The sequence below is a fragment of the Pseudomonas sp. AIG genome, assembly GCF_977020205.1.
Genome location: NZ_CDROCK010000032.1, coordinates 40,683 through 64,837, shown reverse-complemented (window position 1 = coordinate 64,837; position 24,155 = coordinate 40,683). Strand labels below are relative to the sequence as shown.

The following is a 24,155-nucleotide window of genomic DNA, read 5'->3' as shown; positions in this document are numbered from 1 at the left end:
GGCAGAGAAGTGCATAAATCTCTGTTCCTTGATCAGGCGCTTTTCGAACAGGAACAGCAGCGCGTGTTCGCCGCGAGCTGGTGTTACCTGGGTCATGACAGCCTGATCCCCGAGACCGGCGACTACTTCACCACCACCCTCGCGCAACAGCCGCTGGCGATGGTTCGGCAGAAGAACGGCGCCATCGTCGTGCTGCACAACCGCTGCCCGCACAAAGGCGTGAAAGTGCTGGCCGAAGCGCGCGGCAATGTCGGCCGCTTCATGCGTTGCCCGTACCACGCGTGGACGTTCAAGACGGACGGCGAGCTGCTGAGCATTCCAGTGAAAAAGGAATACGACGACTGCGACCTCAGCAGTTGTTCTGCGCACAAAGGCATGCGCCCGGTGACTGCGGTGCACAACTATCGTGGCTTCGTGTTCGTGCGCCTGAGCGAAGAAGGCATCGGCTTCGAGGCGTTTTTCGGTGAGTCGCTGTCGACGCTGGACAACATGGTCATGCGCTCGCCGCAAGGCCAGCTGAAAGTGATCGGCCAGCCACTGCTGCACCGCCATCGCTGCAACTGGAAAATGGTCGTCGACAACCAGACCGACACCTGCCACCCGATGATCGCCCACGAGTCTTCGGCCGGCGAAGCCATACGCCTGTGGCAGGAAACCGGCGCTCAGGGCAAGCCACCGATGGCCGTCGAACTGTTCTCGCCGTTCATGGCCTCCTACGAGTTTTTCGCCGGCATGGGCATTCGGGTCTGGCCCAATGGCCACGGACACACCGGGGTCAGTAATTCGATTCACAAGGCGTACACCGACATCCCCGGTTACTGGGACTTGATGGTCGAAAGCTACGGTGAAGAGCAGGCCCGGGCGATCCTCGACGACACCCGCCACAACACCGTGTATTTCCCCAACCTGATGGTCAAGGGACCGATCCAGACCTTGCGCGTGATCAAACCGATCAGCGCCCGCGAAACCATCGTTGAGTCGTGGATCTTCGAACTGCAAGGCGCCCCCGTGCAGTTGCTGGAAAGGACTGTGCAGTACAACAACCTGATCAACTCGCCGTGCTCGATGGTCGCCCACGACGACGTGGAAATGTACGAACGGGCCATGGAGGGCCTGGGCAGCGACGCCAACGAATGGGTCAACGTCGCCCGCCTGTTCAGCCCGAACGAATCCTATGCGCAGACCCAAGTGGTGTCCGGCACCAGTGAAATGGCCATGCGTAATTTCTATAACAGTTGGCAGCACTTGATGCGGGACGACCATGCAACACGATCAATCTAATCACCACGCCATCGAGCAACTGATCGAAACCGAACTGCACTTGCTCGACCAGCAGGATTTCGACGCCTGGCAACAGCTGCTCAGCGATGACTACCACTACTGGATTCCCATGACCCGTGAGCAGGTCAGCCCGTTGCACGAGTCATCGCTGGTGTACGAAGACCGTTTTCTGACCACGCTGCGGATCAACCGCCTGGCCAATGCGCGCAACTTCTCCCAGCAGCCCAAGAGCCGCAGCCTGCACATTGCCCAGCGCCCGCGCATCACGCTCGACGCCGCCTCGTTCAGCGCGCTCGCCAGCTCCAACATGCTCTATTGCGAGGCGCGCGGCGACAGCGAATGGCACTACCCGGTGACCGTCGAACATCAACTGATCAACATCGATGGCACGTGGAAGATTCACGGCAAGAAGATCCTCTTGCTCAACCCCGCACGCGCCCTTGAAAGCCTGCAGCTCATTATCTGATCGATCGAGAATTCCCCCCTGTGAAACCTATTCCCCATGATGTCAGTCAGGCGTCCGCGTGCCTGTCTTTTCCCTACGTCGATCTGCTGTATGACTATGGCCAGTTCCTGCGCAGTGCCGATGAGGCCATTGGATACCTGCCGGCGGAAACCGCCGAGAAACACATCGGCATCGTCGGCGCCGGCCTCAGCGGGCTGGTCGCCGCTTACGAACTGCTGCGCGCCGGTGCGCGTCGCGTGACATTGTTTGAAGCCGAACCTGAGCATGTCGGCGGGCGTCTGCTGACGCAGTGCTTTGATGAGCAACAGCCACAGTTCATCGCAGAAATGGGCGCCATGCGCTTTCCGCCGAGTGAAGTCGGGCTGTTTCATTACCTCAATCGCTTCGGCATCCAGACCACCGAAGCGTTTCCCGACCCGGGCGTCGTCGACACTGAAATTCACTACCGCGGCGAAGCTCATCACTGGGCGGCCATGCAACCGCCGCCAGCGCTGTTCAGCACCGTGCACCAAGGCTGGATCGCGTTTCTCAGCGAAGGCGTCACCCTCGATGACGGCACATGCCTGGCGCCACCGCTGCTGATCACCGAACTGCTCAAGCAGCACAATTACTGCGAAGTGCAGCCCGAGTGGCAACGCTATCTGGACTGCTTCGGCGACAGCTCCTTTTACTCGGCGATGGTGCGCATCTTCACCGGCCAAAAGCCGCCGGGCGGCAAGCCGTGGCGCAAGCCCGAAGACTTCCATCTGTTCGGCTCGCTGGGCATTGGCTCCGGCGGGTTCCAGTCGGTGTACCGCGCCTCGTTCACCGAGATCCTGCGCCTGGTGGTGAATGCACTGGAGGTCAATCAGCGCTTGGTGCCCAATGGTATTTCCTCGCTGGCCGAACGGATTGCCGACACCGAGTTCAACGGTATTCAGGTGCGCGACATGATTTGCCGCACACGCATCGAATCGATCAACAAAGGTGCGCACGGCGAGATTCTGCTGGCCGGCAGCAACGGCGAAACCTACGCCTGCGACCGGGTGATCACCACCACCACGACCCGCGCCCTGCAAGTGAACCTCAAGCTCACGCAGAACCAGGCCTTCGTCAATCGCGACGTCGCGCGGGCGATCAACGAAACGCACATGGTCGGTTCATCGAAACTGTTCATCCTGACCAAGGACAAGTTCTGGCTCAAACATGGCCTGGCGCACAACATCCAGACCGACACCCTGGTCAAGGGCGTGTATTGCCTCGACTACGCGCCGCACGATCCTGATTCCTGGGGCGTGGTGCTGATCAGTTACACCTGGGAAGACGACTCGCACAAGATGGTTTCGATGACCGACAAAGTGCAGCGTTGCCTGCGGCTGGTCGACGAGTTGGCGATGAGCGCAGCGGAATTTGCCAGCCATCTGCTCCCGCTGGACGGTGACTACCAGCGCTACGTTCTGGAGTACGACTGGCTGACCGACAAACACGCGCTCGGCGCATTCAAGCTGAACTTCCCCGGCGACGACATTTACTCCGAGCGCCTGTTCTATCAGTTCCGCACCGCACTCGATCCGCAACAGGACACCGGTTTGTACCTGGCCGGTTGCGGCGCCTCGTTCACCGGTGGCTGGGCCGAAGGCGCGATCCAGACCGCGCTGAATGGCGCGTGCGCGGTGATCAGCAGCCTGGGCGGCGACCTGATTGCCGGCAACCCGCTCGATGACTTGCACTCGCAGTACCGCTACTGCTGACCCAGTCCCTTTCCACGCCGAGAATCATCCATGTACAGCCAGCTTTCAATTGAACAGCTCGTCAACGGCTTTCGCAGTGGTCAACACTGCCCGAACACCTGGCAGCACGCCCTGCGCGAGCGCCATGTGCAGATGCAACATCTGAACAGTTTCATCACCTTCGACCCGTCAGCGTTAAAGGCAAATGCGGCCGACCGCGACGGCGCACTGTATGGCCTGCCGGTGTCGTTCAAGGACAACATCAACGTCAGCGGCATGCCGACCACCGCCGGCACGCCCGGGCTGGCCGACTATGTGCCGCAGGCCGATGCCGGCATCGTCGAGCGCTTTCGCCAATTGGGCGCGCAGATTGTCGGCAAGAACAACATGCACGAATTGTCGTTCGGCGTGACCTCGGCCAACCACTCTCATGGCGCCGTGATCAACCCCGCCAACGAACGCCACAGCGCCGGTGGCAGCAGCGGCGGTTGTGCCGCCGCCGTCGCCGCCGGGCTGGTGGCGTGCGCGGTCGGCACCGACACCGGGGGATCGGTGCGTATCCCGGCGGCGTTCTGCGGCATCGTCGGGTTTCGTCCGACTACGGGCGTGTATCCCACCGACGGCATCGTCCCGGTGTCACAAACCAAAGACACCCCGGGCCTGCTGACCCGCACGGTGGAAGATTGCCAGTTCGTTCACGCGCAACTGACCGGCAGCCTGCATCAGGCCGAAACCCGACCGTTGCGCATTGGCATTCCCGAGCGTTTTCTCTGGACCGACCTCGCTGACAACGTGCAACGCGCTTGCCGCGCGGCCATTGATACGCTGGCCGAGCGTGGTGTGATCTTCGTGCCGGTCGACGATTCCGTGATTGGCGAGATCAACGAGAGCATTCAGTTTCCGCTGCCGATCTATGAGTTCTTCATCGACTTTCCACGCTTCCTGATGAAAGCCGGACGCGGCGAACAGTTCCTCGACATCCTCGCGCAGATTCGCGATCCGGCGATCAAGAAAATCCTCACCGCCCAACTGGAGAGCCCGGCGATTTCCTACACCGACTACGTGCAGGCATTGATGAGCAAACTGCGTCTGGAGCAGGAATACCGCGCCCTGTTCAGCCGCCATCAACTGGATCTGCTGGCTTACCCGACCGTCAGTTGCAGCGCACCGCTGCTCAGCGCTTGCGCGGATGAGAGCCACTTCGAGACCTTCGTGCGCAATACCGACCCGGCGAGCAACCTGGCGGCGCCGAGTATCAGCGTTCCGGTGGCGGCGGTGGGTGAGTTGCCGGTGGGTTTGTCGTTCGATGCGCTGCCGGGGCAGGACGGCTTTTTGCTGGCGAATGTTCAACGGTTAGCTCGTTTGCTCAACATCGCCTAAACCACGATCCCGGTGGGAGCGAGCCTGCTCGCGAAGGCGTCGTGTCAGTCGACATCAACTTCGTCTGCCAGACCGCTTTCGCGAGCAGGCTCGCTCCCACAGGGGACCTTGCGTCGATGCACCTATAACAATTCAAATTGCGGGCCTTGCCATGCGTGTCACCTCAATATCCTCCGTTCCCGCTGTCGAACGTGCGCCGTCGATCCTCGGCGGCGCCATGATCATCGGCGGCACCATCGTCGGTGCCGGCATGTTCTCGCTGCCAGTGATCATGTCCGGACTGTGGTTCTACGGCTCCGTCGCCGTGCTGCTGTTTGCCTGGTTCTGCACCTTGCACTCAGGCCTGATGATCCTCGAAGCCAATCTGAACTACCGCGAAGGCGCGAGTTTTTCCACGATCACCGGCGATCTGCTCGGCCGGGGCTGGAACCGTTTGAACGGGTTGAGCATTGTGTTTGTCCTCTACACCCTGACGTACGCCTACATTTCCGCCAGCGGCTCAGTGATTCACCACACCGCGCAATCCTTCGGGCTTGAATTGTCATCGCGCGCCGGCGGTTTGGGGTTCACGCTGCTGGTGGCGTTCATCGTCTGGCTCAGCACCACCGCGGTGAGTCGCATGACCACGCTGGTGTTCGGCGCCAAAATCCTCGCGTTCTTTCTGACCTTCGGCGGTTTGCTGGGTCATGTGCAAAGCACCACGCTGCTTGATCTGAACAGCGGCGACAGCCACTACTGGCCCTATTTGCTGGTGACCCTGCCCTTCTGCCTGACTTCGTTCGGCTTTCACGGCAATGTGCCAAGCCTGATGAAGCATTACGGCAAGGACCCACAGCGGATTCGCGCCTGCCTGGTCGGCGGCACCTTGATCGCACTGGCGCTGTATCTGGTGTGGATGCTGTGCAGCATGGGCAATATTCCCCGCGACACGTTCAAGGACATCGCCCAGCGCGGCGGCAACATTGATGTGTTGATCAGCGCCCTGGGGGCACGGCTCAACAGCGCCAATGTCGATCTGCTGCTGACGTTTTTCTCCAACTTCGCCGTGGCCTGTTCGTTTCTCGGGGTGACCCTGGGCCTGTTCGATTACCTGGCCGATGTACTGAAGTTCGACGACAGCCCCCTCGGTCGCCTGCAGACCGCAGCCGTGACGTTCGGGCCGCCGATGCTCGGCGGTTTTCTCTGGCCGGAAGGCTTTCTGCATGCCATCGGTTTTGCCGGGTTGGCGGCAACATTGTGGGCGGTGATCACCCCGGCGCTGCTGGCCCGGGCTTCGCGCAAGCGTTTTGGCAGCCCGCGCTATCGCGTGTGGGGCGGCACGCCAATGATCGTTCTGGTGCTGTTGTTCGGGGTGATCTGTGCGATGTCCCATGTGCTGTTCGTGTTTGATTGTCTGCCGGTGTGGCGCTGAGGCGTCGCGTTCGGTTTTCCGAACGCGACTTCACGGTCGATTCGGTTAACCGGATCAGTCAGGGTGAAAAATACCGCCACAAAACTTTAATAACGTTATAAATCATCAGGTTAGCTATAAGCGACTGGTCTGGCACGACTCATGCTCTACACTCTCTCGACGAATGCCTGTTGCGCCAACACTTCAGGAGCCGTCAGGCATTCGAAGCACAAAAGGGCCGACAAACTGGCTCCATAAAAAAAACAATGTCGAGGAAAATTTGATGCGCATCGTTCCCCATATCCTGGGCGCAGCCATTGCGGCCGCTCTGATCAGCACGCCAGTTTTCGCCGCCGAACTCACCGGCACCCTGAAGAAAATCAACGACTCGGGCACCATCACGCTCGCTCACCGTGACAGCTCCATTCCGTTTTCCTACATCGCGGATGCTTCCGGCAAACCCGTGGGCTACTCCCACGACATTCAAGTGGCCATCGTTGAAGCCCTGAAAAAAGATCTGAACAAGCCAGACCTGCAGGTCAAATACAACCTGGTGACCTCGCAGACCCGTATCCCGCTGATCCAGAACGGCACCGCGGATATCGAGTGCGGCTCCACCACCAACAACGCCGAACGCGCTCAGCAAGTCGACTTCACCGTCAACATCTTCGAAATCGGCACCCGTCTGCTGGTCAAGAAAGACAAGGATGGCAAGCCGTCCTACGCTGACTTTGCCGACCTGAAAGGCAAAAACGTCGTGACCACCGCCGGCACCACGTCCGAGCGCATCATCAAAGCGATGAACGCCGACAAGCAGATGGGCATGAACATCATTTCCGCCAAAGACCACGGTGAATCCTTCAACATGCTGGAAAGCGGCCGCGCCGTTGCCTTCATGATGGACGACGCGCTGCTGGCCGGCGAAGAAGCCAAGGCCAAGAAACCGGCTGACTGGATCATCACCGGTACGCCACAGTCCTTCGAAGCCTACGCGTGCATGGTTCGTAAAGACGACCCGGCCTTCAAGAAGGCTGTCGATGACGCCATCGTCGCTCTGTACAAGTCTGGCGAGATCAACAAGATCTACAGCAAGTGGTTCGAGAGCCCGGTTCCACCAAAAGGCCTGAACCTGAACTTCCCGATGAGCGACAAGGTAAAAGATCTGATCGCCAACCCGAGCGACAAGCCGGCGCCTGACGTAAAAATCTGATTCCTGACTAACCTTATTGCCTGAGGGGCCACTCTCCCTCAGGCGTCTGTTACTACCTGCGGGCTTTACTGTGGAACACTCGACCTGGCGGTTTTCGAGCCGATCGCGTGTGCCTGACGTTCAACGTCAGGCGGGAAAGGATCTTCCCCAAGCGGGTGCTTGTACATCGATCGATCTCGAGGGGAGACCCTAATGAATTACAACTGGGACTGGGGCGTGTTCTTCAAGTCCACCGGCGTCGGCAGCGAGACTTATCTCGACTGGTACGTCACCGGTTTGGGCTGGACCATTGCCATTGCCATCGTGGCATGGATCATCGCCTTGCTGCTGGGCTCCATTCTGGGGGTCATGCGCACGGTGCCGAACCGCATCGTATCGGGCATCGCGACCTGCTACGTGGAGCTGTTTCGCAACGTGCCGCTGCTGGTTCAGCTGTTCATCTGGTACTTCCTGGTACCCGACCTGCTGCCGCAAAACCTGCAGGACTGGTACAAACAAGACCTCAACCCGACCACCTCGGCTTACCTGAGCGTTGTCGTGTGCCTGGGCCTGTTCACCGCCGCCCGCGTTTGCGAACAAGTGCGCACCGGCATCCAGGCGCTGCCACGCGGCCAGGAATCCGCCGCTCGCGCCATGGGCTTCAAGCTGCCGCAGATCTACTGGAACGTGCTGCTGCCCCAGGCCTACCGCATCATCATTCCGCCGCTCACCTCGGAATTCCTCAACGTCTTCAAGAACTCCTCCGTGGCGTCCCTGATCGGCCTGATGGAACTGCTGGCGCAAACCAAACAGACCGCCGAGTTCTCGGCCAACCTGTTTGAAGCCTTCACCCTGGCCACGCTGATCTACTTCACCCTGAACATGAGCCTGATGTTGCTGATGCGCATGGTCGAGAAGAAAGTCGCGGTGCCCGGCCTGATCTCCGTGGGGGGTAAATAATGGACTTCGATTTCAGCGGCATCATCCCCGCTATTCCGGGCCTGTGGAACGGCATGGTCATGACCTTGCAGTTGATGGTCATGGGCGTGGTCGGCGGCATCGTGCTGGGGACAATCCTCGCACTGATGCGCCTGTCGTCGAGCAAACTGCTGTCGCGGGTGGCCGGCGCCTATGTGAACTACTTCCGTTCGATCCCGCTGCTGCTGGTAATCACCTGGTTTTACCTGGCGGTGCCGTTCGTGCTGCGCTGGATCACCGGTGAAGACACGCCGATCGGCGCGTTCACCTCCTGCGTCGTGGCGTTCATGATGTTCGAAGCCGCGTACTTCTGTGAGATCGTCCGTGCGGGTGTGCAGTCGATCCCCAAAGGCCAGATGGCCGCCGCGCAAGCGATGGGCATGACCTATGGCCAGACCATGCGTCTGATCATCCTGCCCCAGGCGTTCCGCAAGATGACGCCGTTGCTGCTGCAACAGTCGATCATCCTGTTCCAGGACACCTCGCTGGTCTACACCGTGGGCCTGGTGGACTTCCTCAACTCCGCCCGCTCCAGCGGCGACATCATCGGTCGTTCCAACGAATTCCTGATCTTCGCCGGTGTCGTCTACTTCATCATCAGCTTTTCCGCCTCGCTGCTGGTCAAGCGTCTGCAAAAAAGGTTCGCCGTATGATCTCTATCAAAAACATCAACAAGTGGTATGGCGACTTCCAGGTGCTGACTGATTGCAGCACCGAGGTCAAAAAAGGCGAAGTGATCGTGGTCTGCGGCCCGTCGGGTTCCGGCAAATCGACCCTGATCAAGTGCGTCAACGCGCTGGAGCCGTTCCAGAAAGGCGACATCGTCGTCGACGGCACCTCAATTGCCGACTCGAAGACCAACCTGCCGAAACTGCGTTCGCGCGTGGGCATGGTGTTCCAGCATTTCGAACTGTTCCCGCACCTGACCATCACCGAAAACCTGACCATCGCGCAGATCAAGGTGTTGGGCCGCAGCAAGGAAGAGGCGACCAAGAAAGGTCTGCAACTGCTCGAGCGCGTAGGCCTGTCGGCGCACGCTCACAAGCACCCGGGGCAACTCTCCGGCGGTCAGCAACAGCGTGTGGCGATTGCCCGGGCGCTGGCGATGGACCCGATCGTCATGCTGTTCGACGAACCGACCTCGGCGCTGGACCCGGAGATGGTCAACGAAGTGCTCGACGTGATGGTGCAACTGGCCCACGAAGGCATGACCATGATGTGCGTGACCCACGAAATGGGCTTCGCCCGTAAAGTGGCCGACCGGGTGATCTTCATGGACGCCGGCAAGATCATCGAAGACTGCCCGAAAGAGGAATTCTTCGGCGACATCAGTGCCCGCTCGGAACGCGCGCAGCACTTCCTCGAGAAAATCCTGCAGCACTAAAACCGAGTACTTGCGCCATCACACTGATCCCTGTGGGAGCGAGCTTGCTCGCGAAAGCGGACTGACATTCAACATCGATGTTGACTGCTCCGGCCTCTTCGCGAGCAAGCTCGCTCCCACCGGGATAGCGGTGAGCCTGCAAGTGTGGTGGTTGACCCAAGGCAACTGTGATGAAATGCGACCCCAATCTCTATCGCGCCGCGCCGCCATCACTTGCCGTGAAACCCCGTCTGATTCGTCATTTGTTTCTGCCGCCGCTGATCATCGCCCTGATGATCGGTCTGGGCTTCATCGGCTTCTGGACCAGTGAACATTTCGGTATCCGCAGCCTCGGCGAAAACGGCCAGCGTCAGCTGGAACTGCACGCCCGCGCGGTCGAAAGCGAGATCAGCAAATACACCTACCTGCCCAGCCTGCTGGAACTCGAAACCAGTGTGTCGCAGTTGCTGGCCGAGCCGACCCCGGAACACCGACAAAAGGTCAACGATTACCTCGAAGGCCTGAACCGGCGCAGCCGCAGTCGGGCCATTTACGTCATGGACACCACTGGCCGCGTCATGGCCACCAGCAACTGGCGCGATGTCGACAGTTACCTCGGTGAAGACCTGTCCTTTCGCGCCTACTTCCAGAGAGCCATCCGTGGCGAACCCGGGCGGTTCTACGGCATCGGCAGTACCAACGGTGAACCCGGTTACTACCTCGCCCACGGCCTCGAAGAGCACGGCAAGATCATCGGCGTCGCCGTGGTCAAAGTGCGCCTGGAAGCCATGGAAGAACGTTGGCAGCGGGCGCGTCTGGAAGCCTTCGTCAGCGATGAGAACGGCATCATCATTCTCTCCAGCGATCCGGCCCGGCGCCTCAAAGCGGTCATTCCCTTGAGTGAAGCCACCAAAGAAAAACTCGCCCGCAGCCTGCAGTACTACTGGTTCCCGCTCAACGAATTGCAACCTTTGGCTCGCGAAACCTTGTCCGAAGGCGTGGAGAAACTCACCTTCCCGGCCAACAGCGAAGTGCAGTCCGGCGAGGACGACATCAGCTATCTCGCGCAGACCCGGCCACTGAGCGACACGCCGTGGAATTTCACCCTGCTCACACCGTTGCAGGACCTGCGCCGTGAAGCGATCAATCAAGGCATTCTCGTCGCCGTCGCCTTCGCACTGGTGGCCTTCCTGTTGATCGCCTGGAACGAGCGGCGCAAGGTCATCGCCACCCGCCTCGCCGCCCGCGAAGCCTTGCAGGAAGCCAACAATCAGCTTGAGCGTCGGATTACCGAACGCACCACCGACCTGCGCGCCAGCAACGAGCGGCTGAAGAGCCAGATCCGCGAACGCCGTCAGGCCGAAGAGACGTTGCGCCGCGCTCAGGATGAACTGGTGCAGGCCGGCAAACTCGCCGCCATCGGCCAGATGTCGACCAGCATTGCCCACGAACTGAACCAGCCGCTGGCGGCGATGCGCACGCTGTCGGGCAACACCGTACGCTTTCTCGAACGCGGTCAGCTGGATGTGGCCAGCACTAACCTCAAGACCATCAATGACCTGATCGACCGCATGGGACGGATCACCGCCAGCCTGCGTTCGTTTGCCCGCCGTGGTGACAATCAAGGCCAGGCCAGCCTCGGCAAAGCGGTCGATGCCGCGTTGCAATTGCTCGGTGCGCGCGTGGAGAGTTCTACGCTGGACATTCACCGGCAGTTCATTGATGTGCAGGTGCAGATCGACCAGACCCGTCTCGAACAGATTCTGGTCAACCTGATCGGCAACGCCCTCGATGCGATGCAAGCGCAACCACAGCCCGAACTGTGGCTGGAGGGCGAAGAATTCAACGCCAAATATCGCCTGCGCGTGCGCGACAACGGTCATGGCGTCGATGCCGAAGCGCGCAAGCATCTGTTCGAACCGTTCTTCACCACCAAACCCGGCGAACAAGGCCTGGGTCTGGGCCTGACGCTTTCCGCCAGCCTCGCGGCTGCCACCGGCGGTCATCTGGGTGTCGAACACCCGGCCAGCGGTGGCACCACCTTCGTCCTCAGTTTACCGTTGGTAAGCCCTACTCCTGCCGAGCCAATATGAACCCAGAACTCAGTGTGCTGATCGTCGAAGACGACCCCCATGTGCTGCTCGGCTGCCAACAGGCGCTGACCCTCGAAGACATTCCCTGCGTCGGTGTCGGCAGTGCCGAGGAAGCGCTGGAGCGTGTCGGCGACAATTTTGCCGGCATCGTCATCAGCGACATTCGCCTGCCGGGCATCGATGGCCTGGAACTGCTGACCCGCCTGAAGCAACGCGATCGCAGTCTGCCGGTGGTCCTTATCACCGGTCACGGCGACATTTCCATGGCCGTTGGCGCGATGCAGAAAGGCGCTTACGACTTCATGGAGAAACCGTTCTCACCGGAGCGTCTGGTCGACGTCGCGCGGCGGGCGCTGGAGCAACGTAGTCTGGCTCGCGAAGTGTCGTCGTTGCGCCGGCAACTGGCCGAGCGCGATTCTCTTGAAGGACGAATCATCGGTCGTTCGCCAGCCATGCAGAACCTGCGTGAACTGATCGCCAACGTCGCCGACACCTCGGCCAACGTGCTGATCGAAGGCGAGACCGGCACCGGTAAAGAACTGGTCGCCCGTTGCCTGCACGACTTCAGCCGCCGGCACAGCAAGCAGTTCGTCGCGTTGAACTGCGGCGGCCTGCCGGAGAACCTTTTCGAAAGCGAAATTTTCGGCCACGAGGCCAACGCGTTTACGGGTGCCGGCAAGCGTCGCATCGGCAAGATCGAACACGCCGACGGCGGCACATTGTTCCTCGACGAAGTGGAAAGCATGCCGCTGCCGTTGCAGATCAAACTGCTGCGCGTGTTGCAGGAACGCACCCTCGAACGCCTGGGTTCAAACCAGAGCGTGGCGGTGGATTGCCGGGTAATCGCGGCGACCAAATCCGACCTCGACGAATCGAGCAGGGCCGGCGAATTTCGCAGCGACTTGTACTACCGCCTCAACGTGGTGACGCTGGAATTGCCGCCGCTGCGCGAGCGCCGTGAAGACATCCTGCAACTGTTCGAACACTTCACCCAGCAGTCGGCCCTGCGCTTTGATCGCGCGCTGCCGGAGCTGGACAACCAGACCCTGTCGAACCTGATGAGCCACGACTGGCCGGGCAACGTGCGCGAACTGCGCAATGTCGCCGAACGTTTTGCCCTCGGTTTGCCCGCTTTCAAAAAGACGGGCGCCAACAGTGGCGGACAAGGGCTGGCGTTTGCCGAAGCGGTGGAAGCGTTCGAGCGCAACCTGCTCAGCGATGCCCTGCAACGCAGCGGCGGCAACCTGACTCAGGCGAGTCTGGAACTGGGCATGGCCAAGACCACGCTGTTCGACAAAGTGAAAAAGTACGGCCTGAGCCATTAAGCGAGAACGAAGTGGATCTGTTTTTCAAAGCCTTGTTGGGCGCAGCGGTAGTGTTGATCATCGCCGCGCTGTCGAAGACCAGAAACTATTACATCGCGGGGCTGGTACCGCTGTTTCCGACGTTTGCGCTGATTGCGCATTACATCGTTGGCAAGGGGCGTTCGGTTGAGGATCTGAAGACCACGATCGTATTCGGGATGTGGTCGATCATTCCGTACTTTGTGTATCTGGCGACGTTGTATGTGATGGTGGATCGGTTGCGGCTGGAGGCTTCGTTGGCGGTGGCGGCGGTGGCCTGGTTGATGGCCGCCACCGTGTTGGTGACGGTTTGGGTACGGTTGCACAGCTGACCCTCACCCCAGCCCTCTCCCAGAGGGAGAGGGGGCCGACCGCTGAATATTGAAGATCTCCGTCGACGTGAAAGTGCTGTACCGAATCCATAATCGACTCAATGCATCAGGTCGGCGGATAGCCAAATACAACTCGATCAGTCCCCTCTCCCTCCGGGAGAGGGCTAGGGTGAGGGGCTTTTAGCTTTTCAGTTGACGGCACCACCCCGGGCGTCAGCCATAATCTGCCGAATCGCCCCGACAAACGTCTCCACCGGCTGCCCACCCGTCACCGCATACTGCCCGTTGAACACCACCGTCGGCACCGAACTCACCCCGCGCTGCAGCCACAACTGCTCCTCCTCACGCACCTCATCGGCGAATTCGTCCGACGCCAGTACAGCCTCGGCCCGCTGGCGATTCAGCCCGACACCTTCAGCAATCTGCACCAGTTGCCGATGATCCGACGGATTGCCGCCCTCACTGAAATACGCCTTGAACAGCGCCTCCTTCAACGGCAACTGCAAACCCTCAAGCCCCGCCCAATGCAGCAAACGATGCGCATCAAAGGTGTTGTAAATACGGCTATTGCCATCAGTGCGAAAAGTAAACCCCAGTTCAGCACCCCGAGCGCGGATCGCTTCACGATTCTTCTGCGATTGCTCCGGCGTCGAGCCGTACTTCTCTTGAATATGCTCGGCAATGTTCTGCCCATCAACGCCCATTTTCGGGTTCAGTTCGAAGGGCTGGAAACGGATCTCGGCCTGCACTTCGTTGCTCAGGATCTGCAGCGCTTCCAGCAGGCCATACAAACCGACGACGCACCACGGGCAGGAGACGTCGCTGACAAAATCGATTTTCAAGGCAGAACTCATCACACACCTCGCGGGGGGAAATCGTGCGGGAAAGTTTGCACGATACACCCGGGCTGGGTTTTGTAGTGACTGTAACGACCCCTTCGCGAGCAAGCTCGCTCCCACAGGGGTACGCATTCCAAATGTGGGAGCGAGCTTGCTCGCGAAGGGGCCATAACAACACCGCCCACTTTTGGTTACAGCAGATTCCCGCCCACCACCGGCTCAATCTGCGCCCAATGCGAAGTGTCCTCTCGGTGCTGCTGCAAATACGGCAGCACCGCCGCCAGCAACGGTTCCTTGAATGCCTCCTGAAAACGATGGGCCAGCCCCGGAATCAGCTTCAACTGACTGCCGCGAATATGCGCCGCCAGATGCACACCGTGCATCACCGGCAACAACGGGTCCGCCGTGCCATGCACCACCAGCGTCGGCACGCGCAATTGGTTGAGTAACGCCACCCGACTCGGCTCGGCGAGGATCGCCATGATCTGCCGTTTCACGCCTTCGGGGTTGAACGCCCGGTCATACGACAGCGCAGCCTGATGCAGCAGAGCCTGCCGATCATCGGCGACCGCCGGGCTGCCGAGTGCCGCGAGCAAATCCGCCTGTTGTTCCAGTGCCATCTGACGATTCGGCGCGCCGCGTCGCGATAGAAGTTGCACCAGCGCCGCACTCGGTGCCGGCAAGCCTTCGGCGCCAGACGTCGTCATGATCAACGTCAGGCTTTCGACCCGCTGCGGCGCCATCGCCGCCATGTGCTGGGCGATCATCCCGCCCATGCTGGCGCCCAGTACGTGAAACTGCTCGACGTGCAACGCGTCCATCAAACCCAGCGCGTCGTCAGCCATGTCGGTCAGGCTGTACGGCGCCGCCACCGGCAGGCCGAGCTTGTAGCGCAGCACTTCAAAGGTCAGGTTGGCCTCGACCGGCGCCTGACGCCAGGTCGACAGGCCGACATCGCGGTTGTCGTAGCGAATCACCCGAAAGCCCTGCTGACACAGCGCAACCACCACTTCGTCCGGCCAGTGGATCAACTGCCCGCCCAGGCCCATCACCAGCAACAACGCCGGATCCGATGCGCGACCGACGCTCTGATAAGCAATGCTCACCTGCTGCAGATCGACGTGCTCGGTCGGCACATTCACATCGCAGCGCGCCGCCGCAAACAATGACGGAGCGAAAAAAATCGCGACCAATACAGCCGCGACCGATAAAAAACCCTTAGCCATGAAAAACACCGAAACGCAGAACCCCAGTAGAGCGCGAGTCTGATGAAGTTTGTACAAGCGCGCCGCCACAGTTCGATGACAGTTTGATGAAGAGTGCCGAGCGGTCACGAAGGTGGGTTGCAAACAATATCTATGTACCACCATCGCCGTAGGCGATTTCTCTTGAATGACACGTTCCAGAGCGGATTACCCGCTCCCCAAGCGAGTCATGCCACCATGCCCGATCGCCTCAGTCTGGATGAATCCTCCGCCCCCTCACCTCTGCCCACGGACGCCAGGCACTTGCCGCCAGTGACCGACGACAGTCTGCTGCTGCAGGCCAGCGAACGTTGGCGCGCCGCCAGCGAAGGTCTGCGTGAATTGTTTGCCGCCAGCCCCGCCCTGCGCGACACGTTCAATGAGCTACTGCGACAACAACTGCAACTGGAGGGCGAACACACGCATTTGCACTTTGCTGCCACCCACGAGCAACCGGAACATATCGTCAGCCTCACCGATGCCTGTGCCTACGTTGTTCAACAGCCGACGCTGGAAACCGATCTGGATCAGCGTTGCCACGTCACCGGCATCAGCAAAAATCACGCGTTGTACACGTTGAAACCGCTGCAACTCCTTGAAAAATTCAAATCGCTCGATCCGAGGCAAAGTCACGCTGCGCGCTGGCAATCATTCTGGAAAGCGCGCGCGCCACGCACGCCGGTGTCACGGAGCCTGCGCGCCACGCAGCTTTACCGGGCGCATTTCGAAGCCACTGCGCACACGGCCCTCGCTAACCAGGCCATTACCGCTAAGCAATTCAAACTCCTGCAACAGATCATCGATTCAGTTGCTGGTGCACTGACCTTCGAGGGTCAACCCGTGCACACAGAAAAACCGGCACTGGTGCTGAGCAACGGCAGCAAAGTCAAACTACCGGGGGCGTGGGTCATCAGCATGGGCGATCTGGCCACGGCGGCGCCGTTGCTGTATCTGCCCGGCAGGCCGGTATCGATCCAGGCCTTCAAGAACCGCGCAGACCTGCAAACATGGCTGGCCGGTCAGGTACAGGTCCCCACCGGCCTGCCCAAGGAAATCCTGCGCGTTGACTACAGCGCTGCCGACGATCCGATGGTCACAGGGGCAAGCGATCTGTTCGCCGACAGAAATCACGCCCAGCTCAATACCTTGAGCATGTCCAACAAGAACAAACCCGGAATAAGAGCGCACGGAGCACAATCGCTGGTGCATGCCGACCTGATCGATCATCAGCGCAGCAGCGCGAATATTGTGGCGGCGCCGCCGAAACCGCTGCGGGTCGCCAACGATCTGGAAGTGGCTGAAAAACCGCTGTTCGGCAGCCTGTCGGCCACTATTCCAATGGTCGTACGCCAGGCAGCGCTCAAGCGCGAGCGCGAGGCACTCGCACGTTTGCTGGACAACGACAGCGACGGCTCCCGCTACCGACAGTGCAAAGACGCACTCACATCACTGGAGACCGCCGAACAAACCGCCGAGACCGCTGCCACATCGCTGCTTTACCGCGAAAGCACCACTGACGTGGCCGCCTTCAATTCGACATTCAAAACCCTGCAACGGGCGCACAAGGACGGCTTGCACGCCGAAGCTCGGCTACAAGCGGCACTGGGACAACTCGACAGCGCCGAGCACGATCTGCTCAAAACGGTGCTGGATAAACCCGTCGTCGCCGAACGCGACGCTGACTTCTGCGCCGCCACCCTGACCTTGTCGCTGACCGCCACGAAAGACGGGGTCACCACCACGCAGAGCGAAACGCTCAAGGGCGTGCTGGTGATCGCTCGTCAGGCCGCACTGTCGGACAGCACGTCAAGCGCCAGTCTGTTGCTCTATTGGCCTGGCGTCGGCGGTGGCCTGCAACGCTTCGCCGATCGCCGCACACTGGAGCGCGAGGTGTTCAGGATTCAGGATCAGGACAGCGAGTTGGCTTTGCAACTGAGCCCCCTGACCACGGACCCGCTGCACCACTGTCTCGATAAGTTGATGGCCGACTTCGAAACGAAGGCGACAGACCTGCGCGGAAAACCCGCACAGGCCGACGCATTGGAAATTCTGCGCCAAGGCTGCCTGGCCAATCTGCAGGTGCCGGTTAACGCCGCCAGAAGCCTGTCCTTCACTCACCTGCAAGAGCAGGAACGCAGCGCCACCCTTGCCGGTCATCTGCCGGAATGGCTGATCAAACTGAAGGAGAACGAGCGCAGCGAGCTCAAACAAAACATCGAGGCGTACATCGCGGCGATGCGCCAAAGCCACGCGCTCATGACCCTCGCCCTGGAACCGCGTGACGACTTCTCCCGGCGCCATCTGTACGCGCGACTGCGCAAGGATTTTGCACTGGAAGGACACTTTTCCGTGCAGGTCGACTTCCCCGACTCGACCAAAACCGAACAAGTCCCCGAGTCGGGACCGGGTGGCGTCCGGAAGAAGACGGTGATTGTGCCCAGTAAAGCCCGCAGCAAAATGTCCCTCGAAGACCTGGCCCAGCTCAATATCGATAATGTGCATTCAGTACTCAACGACTCGCTGTCGCAGCGTCTGATCTTCCTGCGACTGGACGTCACCGCGACACTGAAAAAGGATCGCACGCGTCTGCTCGAAGGCATCAACCTGACCTACCTGCGCAAAGTCCTGCCGGAACTCGACCTGCCCAAGGCCTATGAGCAGAAGATCCGCGACGCGTTCAGGGGCGCGGCCAGCGAGTCGGACTTCGTCAAACAACATCGCCGGGAAAGCCTGATTGAGCCTTGGCGCCTGATGCTCAAGATCCAAAGCGACAATGCGCGCCTGCAAAAACACCTCAGCCGTGACGAGTCAGCGTTACTGAACATCGCCATGGATGCCAATACCGAAGAAGCGTGGCGCGCCAACGGCAAGCGTATTGTGCTGTTGCCAGTGGCTCTGAAAGTCGGTGGCAAGGACACGCCCGGCGCAGGCCCGGTGACGCTGTCCGGCGTCAGCTTCATCGAAGAACAGATCAGCGGCGTCACCCTGTTGTACTTGCCGGATAGCCACGACGGGCAGTTTTTCCGCCGCTACGACACGCTCGAAGCGGCGCGCAAAGGGTTGTTCACCCTGTGCGGGAGTGACAAGTGGATCGAGTACCTGGCGAACAGAGCTTTGCAGGGCAACGTCAGAGCCCACGTCAGCCGTATCGGTCAGGCCGTGGAAAAAAACTTCGATGCCATTATCGAAGTCGGCGTGCGCTGGCCAGCGAGTACTTCGCTGGCCGCGCACCTGCTCGATGCGCACGAGGGGCGCCTGATCGAAGCTCATCGCGGTACGTCACGTTCCAACGATGCGCTGTTCTTCGAGCGCTACGCCCTGAAAGGCCCACGCGCCTTCAACTACATAAAAATGGCGCTGGGCATGGTGCCTTTTGTCGGCAGTGTGCTGGCGCTGTATCAGGCCTGGACCGCCGCCAATCAGGCCGTCACCGCATTCCTGCGGGGTGAAGTCGCTGACGGTCTGGCGGAAATCGAGTCCATGCTGCTGTCGTTGATCGACGCACTCATGGATCTGCTCCCGGGCGAAGCGGTGGCCTCGACCCTCTCTCGGACGACACGCGCGTTGACGCAGGCTCGCCAACTCCACGCTCTGGTCGGCAACGTCGCGGCCCTGCACGGCAAGACGCAGCGCCAGGCCAGACATGTGCTGGCGCGTTTCAAGGATTACGAATATGAAAAACCGATTTCACTGGCAGGCACAGTGCCGGCCAGTCATGGCGTCTACCGTGGTGTCTACCGGCATGCCGACGGCGACTTCATCGAACGTCAGGGCCGCCTCTACCAGGTTGAGTTGAGCAAAGACTCGCGCCAGTGGCGCCTGTCCGGCAACTCGCGAAAAACCTACAAGCAACCGATCGCACTGGATGAAACCGGGCGCTGGGACACCTGGTTCGGCGTTTACGGAACGACCTTTGACGGCGGCCTGACGGCGGGTGGCAATGTCGTCGGGCGCGTGGCCGATACGCTGGATCCTTACTGGCCGCCGGTGATTCGCCAACGCTTGCCGCGCTGGCTGGTGGATCGAAATTACCGCCGTCACCATCAACTGACTACCGCCGCTGATGACCTGGCAGACCAAATGCAGGCGAGGGGCACACAAAGTGATTTGATCCTCAACGCTTACCGCGTAGCGACTGAAGCGGAACGCCCGGCCATGTGGCCGGCGGTCGAAGCCGCTTGCACTGGCGATATCCAATTGGCCAGGCAGCGCTATCAGACATTGACCGACTTGACTGCGCTGACCCATGGCAGGAAACGTCGGGAGGTCGCCGATATGCAAGGCAAGGCTGCATGGCTATTGACTGATCGCCACAGGCGCCGCGCGATTCATGCATCGCACAGCGTTCGTGCCATGACCCTGCAAATCAAAGAACTGAAGAAGGTTCGCGATACTTTGCCGCTCGGCACACTGCCTCACCGTCTGAGCCTCATGGAAGAAATACGCGTATTGCGCGTCGAGATCGTGAAAAAGCTCGACCATATCGAAACGCTCAAGGAGCAGGTCAATCACTGGTATGAGCGCATGCTGGCCAAGGACCGGCCGAAGATCTCGGCGCTCGTCGATAACATCAATACCCAACACAGCGATCGCGTCTTGCTTTACCTGAAGACCTCCCAACGCTTGGAAATCGTCAAGCAAGCCAGTAACCCCGACGATGCATCGTGGCTCTACTTTCTAGGGATTGCCGATCCGCTTCGCCTGGACATCGATCGCGTCCTGTACCGCCAGTACGACCTGCCGAATATCGCGGCCACAACAGCCCAACGAAACCGGATGCTTCAGGAATGTGTCGAGCTGAGCGAGCGCTTTCGTCGCGAGATGGGCGTGTGGACCGCCAGCTACCCGCAATTCTTCCATCTGGACGTGGTCGAGCCCTTGCTGGACGGCATTGACCGGCTAGCGGATCGAGCGCGCGCCGCAATCAACACGCCGCCCGAGCCAAGGGTCGCGGGGCGGCCTCTGCAACGCGTGTTCACCACAGACGACAATCAATTGCGGCATGGCATTGAGCAATGGGACAACGTGACCCAGATCCGTCGATACAAATGCACGGGGCCGGCAGGCCATGAGGAAATCTGGGAACAAGGCACCGATGGTCGAATGCGCCTGACCAACCCGCAGAACACAATCGCTCGCTCACCCGCCGAGTTGAGTCTGCCCACGCTGGTCAGCGAAGCACAGCACCGACTGGATAATGTGGCCGCTTACCGGGCTACGGTGGTGAGAAATGCCGACACCGGCATGCTCCCCGTCGACCTGCAGCACATGATGGACAGCCAGGCAGGTGAACTCAGCACCCGCGCCGACCGTATCGCCGTAAAATCTGCGCAGCACCCGATCATTCAGACGTTGCGCGACCGCGCGGCGGAACTGAAGATTGCCGGGCGTACGCTGCGCACGGAGCGCTCGCTGACCAGCCAGAATCCTACCGATGGCATGCTCTACGACCTCATCGGCCAGCATGCCGTGGAGATACGCCGCACGCAGCCGATCAAGCACTTGGGCAGGCACCAGGGCCATCCGGACTACATGCAGGAATACGAGATCTGGAATCTCTTCGCGCAGCCTGCCGTTGCGGTGTGGTATGCGCATTTTCATTACCACAGTGCAACAGCGCCGTTTCGCCGCTTCGAAACCGCTCACCTGAAACTGCGCGAACACCGCTTCCTGACCCACGCCGACGATGCCACCCTGCCGTATTCGAAGATTGGCAAGCAATCGGCGGTTTTGAGTTTTTTCGAGGAGGTCTGAAAGCGTCAGGGGGCTTGAAGCTTTGCCAGGGCGACCGACACCCGTGTCGACAGCCGGGCGATCATGAGACAAACTCAACCTTTTTGTGTTGACCACAAGTTTTCCTCATGGAGCCTTCGGTGCTTGAAATCCGCCACCTGAAAACCCTGCACGCCCTGCGTGAAGCCGACAGCCTTGTCGACGCCGCCGACCGCCTGCACCTGACGCAGTCGGCGCTGTCTCATCAGTTCAAGGAGCTCGAGGAACGGCTGGGCATGGCCTTGTTCGTGCGCAAGACCAAACCGGTGCGTTTCACCAGCGCCGGTTTGCGCCTGCTGCAACTGGCCGACGCCACCCTGCCGTTGCTGCGCGCCGCCGAACGTGACATTGGCCGTCTGGCCGGTGGCACTGCCGGGCGTTTGCACATGGCCATCGAATGCCACAGTTGTTTCCAGTGGCTGATGCCGACCATCGACCAGTTCCGCGATGCCTGGCCGGAAGTCGAACTCGACCTTGCCTCGGGCTTCGCCTTCGCGCCGTTGCCGGCGCTGGCCCGTGGCGATCTCGATCTGGTGGTGACCTCCGATCCGCTGGAAATCGCCGGCATCACCTATGTGCCGCTGTTCACGTATGAAGCCATGCTCGCGGTGGCCAATCAGCATGCATTGGCGAGCAAACCGTACATCGTCCCCGAAGACTTGCTCACGGAAACCCTGATCACTTATCCGGTGGAACGCGACCGCCTCGACATCTTCACGCGCTTTCTGGAACCTGCCGACATTGAACCGGCGCAGGTGCGCACCTCGGAGCTGACGGTGATGATGATGCAACTGGTCGCCAGCGGCCGTGGCGTCTGCGGCATGCCGCACTGGGCGCTGCATGAATACAGCTCGCGCGGTTACGTGAAAGGCAAACGGCTGGGGGAAAAAGGCTTGTTCGCGACGTTGTACGCGGCGATCCGCACCGACATGCTCGATGCACCGTACATGCGCGATTTTCTGCTGACGGCCAAGGACACCTCGTTTTCGACCCTGGACGGTGTCAGCGCGGTGCGCTGACTCAAGTACAGCGCGAACTCTGTGGGAGCGAGCCTGCTCGCGAATGCGGTGGGTCAGACACATCATTACTGACTGACACATCGCTTTCGCGAGCAGGCTCGCTCTCACAGGGATCAGTGTGAAATCAGATCTCGCGCCACATGTGGACCTTGTCGAAATAGTCTTCTCCCACTCGCACCGCCAGCGGTTCGAGGCCGAACTGGATGAAGCCGCAGCGCTGATAGAGATTGAACGCGGCGTCATTGCCAGCCGTGACGGTCAATTGGATGAGTTTTAACGCTGGGTGGGTTTGCGCTTCGGCAATGGCCGCCTGCACCAGCTCATACCCCAGACCGTGCTGGCGAAAATCCGCCGACACGTACATGCCGAACAACGTGGCCTTGTGACGAGCCTTCTCGCGCGGTTCGAACGCCAGGCCGACGATGCCGGCCAGCGTGCCGGCTTCAAACGCGCCAAGCACCACATCGAGTTTGCTGGTCAGGCGCCCCTCCCACCAGCTCAATGGCATCACCGCCCGTTCGCGCACGCTGGAGGTGAACGCCTGCGGGTGACGGTCGTAGGCTTCGAGCATCAGCTCGCGATAGGCCAGGGCATGCGTGGCGTCCAGCCGTTCGATCCACATGCTCATGCCGTCCTGCGTTGCTCAAGCATCAGCCGTACAGCGAGACCACCGAGGACAAACCCCATGAAGTAACGCTGCAGTGTCAGCCATGTCGGGTTGCGCACAAACCACGAAGCAATGCCCGCCGCGAACAGCGCGATCAGCAAATTCACGCAGAAACTGACGCTGATCTGGGTCAGGCCGAGAATGATGCTTTGGCTGAACACCGAACCGTGTTCTGGCGTGATGAATTGCGGGAACACCGAGAGATAGAACACCGCAATTTTCGGGTTCAGTGCGCTGGTGAGAAAGCCCATGGTGATCAACTTCCGCGACGAGTCCGCCGGCAATTGCTGCGCTTCGAACGGCGAGCGGGCCCCGGGTTTCACCGCTTGCCAGGCCAGCCACAACAGGTACAGCGCACCGGCCCATTTCAGCACTTCGTAGGCCATAGGCACCGCAAGAAACACAGCGGTCAAACCGGCCGCCGCCGCAAACAGATGCACAAAGAACCCCGCCACCACGCCGAGCAACGACGTCACCCCGGCCTTGCGCCCCTGACAGATCGAACGCGAAATCAGATAGATCATGTTCGGCCCCGGCGTCAGCACCATCAGCAGTGCAGCAGCGGCGAAAATCAGCAAGTCTTGCAGCGGGATCATGGCAAAGTCCTTTGCGTGGATGATCAGGCGATAGCGCTCAGCGAATTGCGATAAAACGGCAGGATCAGGTCGCGTGTCAATGGCGCCAGATCGACAGCAGGATCAGTGGCCGGATCGACCCAGATCACCTCTTCGATTTCTGCCGCCGGCGTGACGGCGACATCGATCGTCAGCTGAAAGATTTGCGCCTGTACAACGCAACCCGGCTCGTTGGCCGCGGGGGCGGAAAACTGCCCGAGAAATGCCGCCTGCGCCGGGTCGATCTGCAAGCCCAATTCCTCTTCCAGCTCACGCGCCAGCGCGTGCACCGGCAACTCGTGCGCCTCGATCTTGCCGCCCGGTTGCATGAACGCCGTGGTCCCGCGTTTGCGCACCAGCAGGGTCTGCCCTTGAGTGTTGAGCAACAGCGCAGCGGCAATGCGAATAGTGGAAGCAGTCGACATACGAAAAACCCTTGGCGCAAAAGCGCCAAGGATCACACGCCGGTCCACCGT

At 60.3% G+C, this 24,155-nt stretch carries 19 protein-coding genes; 14 read left to right on the top strand and 5 right to left on the bottom strand.

The features are described from left to right. Nucleotides 1-9: 9 nt before the first annotated feature. The 12 genes from ACWR1S_RS18730 to ACWR1S_RS18675 all read left to right on the top strand — a co-directional run bounded on the left by ACWR1S_RS18730 (nucleotide 10) and on the right by ACWR1S_RS18675 (nucleotide 13,524). A complete protein-coding gene (locus ACWR1S_RS18730; protein WP_454564526.1) occupies nucleotides 10-1,281 on the top strand; it encodes a Rieske 2Fe-2S domain-containing protein in 1,272 nt (423 codons plus the stop codon). Continuing rightward, entirely contained in the window at nucleotides 1,262-1,747 is a 486-nt protein-coding gene (locus ACWR1S_RS18725) for an aromatic-ring-hydroxylating dioxygenase subunit beta (RefSeq protein WP_454564525.1), read from the top strand. Before ACWR1S_RS18730 ends, ACWR1S_RS18725 begins: the two co-directional genes overlap by 20 nt. A gap of 20 nt (nucleotides 1,748-1,767) precedes the next feature. Further along, nucleotides 1,768-3,477 (top strand): FAD-dependent oxidoreductase, encoded by a 1,710-nt coding sequence (locus ACWR1S_RS18720; RefSeq protein ID WP_454564524.1) that lies wholly within the window; start codon nucleotides 1,768-1,770, stop codon nucleotides 3,475-3,477. Between the two features lie 30 nt (nucleotides 3,478-3,507). After that, complete coding sequence (locus tag ACWR1S_RS18715; protein ID WP_454564523.1) at nucleotides 3,508-4,836, top strand: amidase family protein; 1,329 nt, start codon at nucleotides 3,508-3,510, stop codon at nucleotides 4,834-4,836. Nucleotides 4,837-4,987: 151 nt separating this feature from the next. Beyond that, on the top strand, nucleotides 4,988-6,247 hold the full coding sequence (gene mtr, locus ACWR1S_RS18710) for a tryptophan permease (protein WP_454564522.1): 1,260 nt from the start codon (nucleotides 4,988-4,990) through the stop codon (nucleotides 6,245-6,247). Between the two features lie 262 nt (nucleotides 6,248-6,509). Then, nucleotides 6,510-7,436 carry a glutamate/aspartate ABC transporter substrate-binding protein gene (locus ACWR1S_RS18705; protein WP_077574373.1) on the top strand — a complete coding sequence of 309 codons (927 nt, stop codon included), beginning with the start codon at nucleotides 6,510-6,512 and terminating at the stop codon, nucleotides 7,434-7,436. A 192-nt stretch (nucleotides 7,437-7,628) separates the two neighbouring features. Next, on the top strand, nucleotides 7,629-8,375 hold the full coding sequence (locus ACWR1S_RS18700; protein WP_016986630.1) for an amino acid ABC transporter permease: 747 nt from the start codon (nucleotides 7,629-7,631) through the stop codon (nucleotides 8,373-8,375). Next, a complete protein-coding gene (locus tag ACWR1S_RS18695; protein ID WP_003227756.1) occupies nucleotides 8,375-9,046 on the top strand; it encodes an amino acid ABC transporter permease in 672 nt (223 codons plus the stop codon). The genes ACWR1S_RS18700 and ACWR1S_RS18695 overlap by 1 nt, the downstream gene beginning before the upstream one ends. After that, entirely contained in the window at nucleotides 9,043-9,777 is a 735-nt protein-coding gene (locus ACWR1S_RS18690; RefSeq protein ID WP_007963947.1) for an amino acid ABC transporter ATP-binding protein, read from the top strand. Before ACWR1S_RS18695 ends, ACWR1S_RS18690 begins: the two co-directional genes overlap by 4 nt. 170 nt (nucleotides 9,778-9,947) lie before the next feature. Next, nucleotides 9,948-11,849, top strand: a complete 1,902-nt coding sequence (gene aauS, locus ACWR1S_RS18685) for a two-component sensor histidine kinase AauS (protein WP_454564521.1) — start codon at nucleotides 9,948-9,950, stop codon at nucleotides 11,847-11,849. Then, entirely contained in the window at nucleotides 11,846-13,174 is a 1,329-nt protein-coding gene (gene aauR / locus ACWR1S_RS18680) for a two-component response regulator AauR (RefSeq protein ID WP_454564520.1), read from the top strand. The genes aauS and aauR overlap by 4 nt, the downstream gene beginning before the upstream one ends. 11 nt (nucleotides 13,175-13,185) lie before the next feature. After that, nucleotides 13,186-13,524, top strand: coding sequence for a GlpM family protein (locus ACWR1S_RS18675; RefSeq protein ID WP_454564519.1), 339 nt, complete (start codon nucleotides 13,186-13,188; stop codon nucleotides 13,522-13,524). A gap of 188 nt (nucleotides 13,525-13,712) precedes the next feature. Here the strand turns inward: ACWR1S_RS18675 and ACWR1S_RS18670 are convergent, their stop codons facing one another. Beyond that, the gene (locus ACWR1S_RS18670) at nucleotides 13,713-14,378 is read right to left on the bottom strand and encodes a DsbA family oxidoreductase (RefSeq protein WP_454564518.1); all 666 of its coding nucleotides are present in this window, start codon (nucleotides 14,376-14,378) and stop codon (nucleotides 13,713-13,715) included. 176 nt (nucleotides 14,379-14,554) lie between these two features. Continuing rightward, complete coding sequence (locus ACWR1S_RS18665; RefSeq protein ID WP_454564517.1) at nucleotides 14,555-15,589, bottom strand: alpha/beta fold hydrolase; 1,035 nt, start codon at nucleotides 15,587-15,589, stop codon at nucleotides 14,555-14,557. A gap of 216 nt (nucleotides 15,590-15,805) precedes the next feature. Here ACWR1S_RS18665 and ACWR1S_RS18660 point away from each other — a divergent pair, with 216 nt between their 5' ends. After that, on the top strand, nucleotides 15,806-21,361 hold the full coding sequence (locus ACWR1S_RS18660) for a dermonecrotic toxin domain-containing protein (RefSeq protein WP_454564516.1): 5,556 nt from the start codon (nucleotides 15,806-15,808) through the stop codon (nucleotides 21,359-21,361). A 119-nt stretch (nucleotides 21,362-21,480) separates the two neighbouring features. Continuing rightward, complete coding sequence (gene metR, locus ACWR1S_RS18655) at nucleotides 21,481-22,398, top strand: transcriptional regulator MetR (protein ID WP_007916739.1); 918 nt, start codon at nucleotides 21,481-21,483, stop codon at nucleotides 22,396-22,398. A gap of 124 nt (nucleotides 22,399-22,522) precedes the next feature. On the opposite strand, the gene ACWR1S_RS18650 is transcribed toward metR, so the two are convergent. Genes ACWR1S_RS18650 through ACWR1S_RS18640 form a run of 3 tightly spaced genes read right to left on the bottom strand, consistent with a single transcriptional unit; the run spans nucleotide 22,523 to nucleotide 24,104 of the window. Then, on the bottom strand, nucleotides 22,523-23,020 hold the full coding sequence (locus ACWR1S_RS18650; RefSeq protein WP_454564539.1) for an N-acetyltransferase family protein: 498 nt from the start codon (nucleotides 23,018-23,020) through the stop codon (nucleotides 22,523-22,525). Between the two features lie 2 nt (nucleotides 23,021-23,022). Beyond that, entirely contained in the window at nucleotides 23,023-23,661 is a 639-nt protein-coding gene (locus tag ACWR1S_RS18645) for a LysE family translocator (protein WP_454564515.1), read from the bottom strand. 23 nt (nucleotides 23,662-23,684) lie between these two features. After that, on the bottom strand, nucleotides 23,685-24,104 hold the full coding sequence (locus tag ACWR1S_RS18640) for an NUDIX hydrolase (protein WP_454564514.1): 420 nt from the start codon (nucleotides 24,102-24,104) through the stop codon (nucleotides 23,685-23,687). Nucleotides 24,105-24,155: the final 51 nt, after the last annotated feature.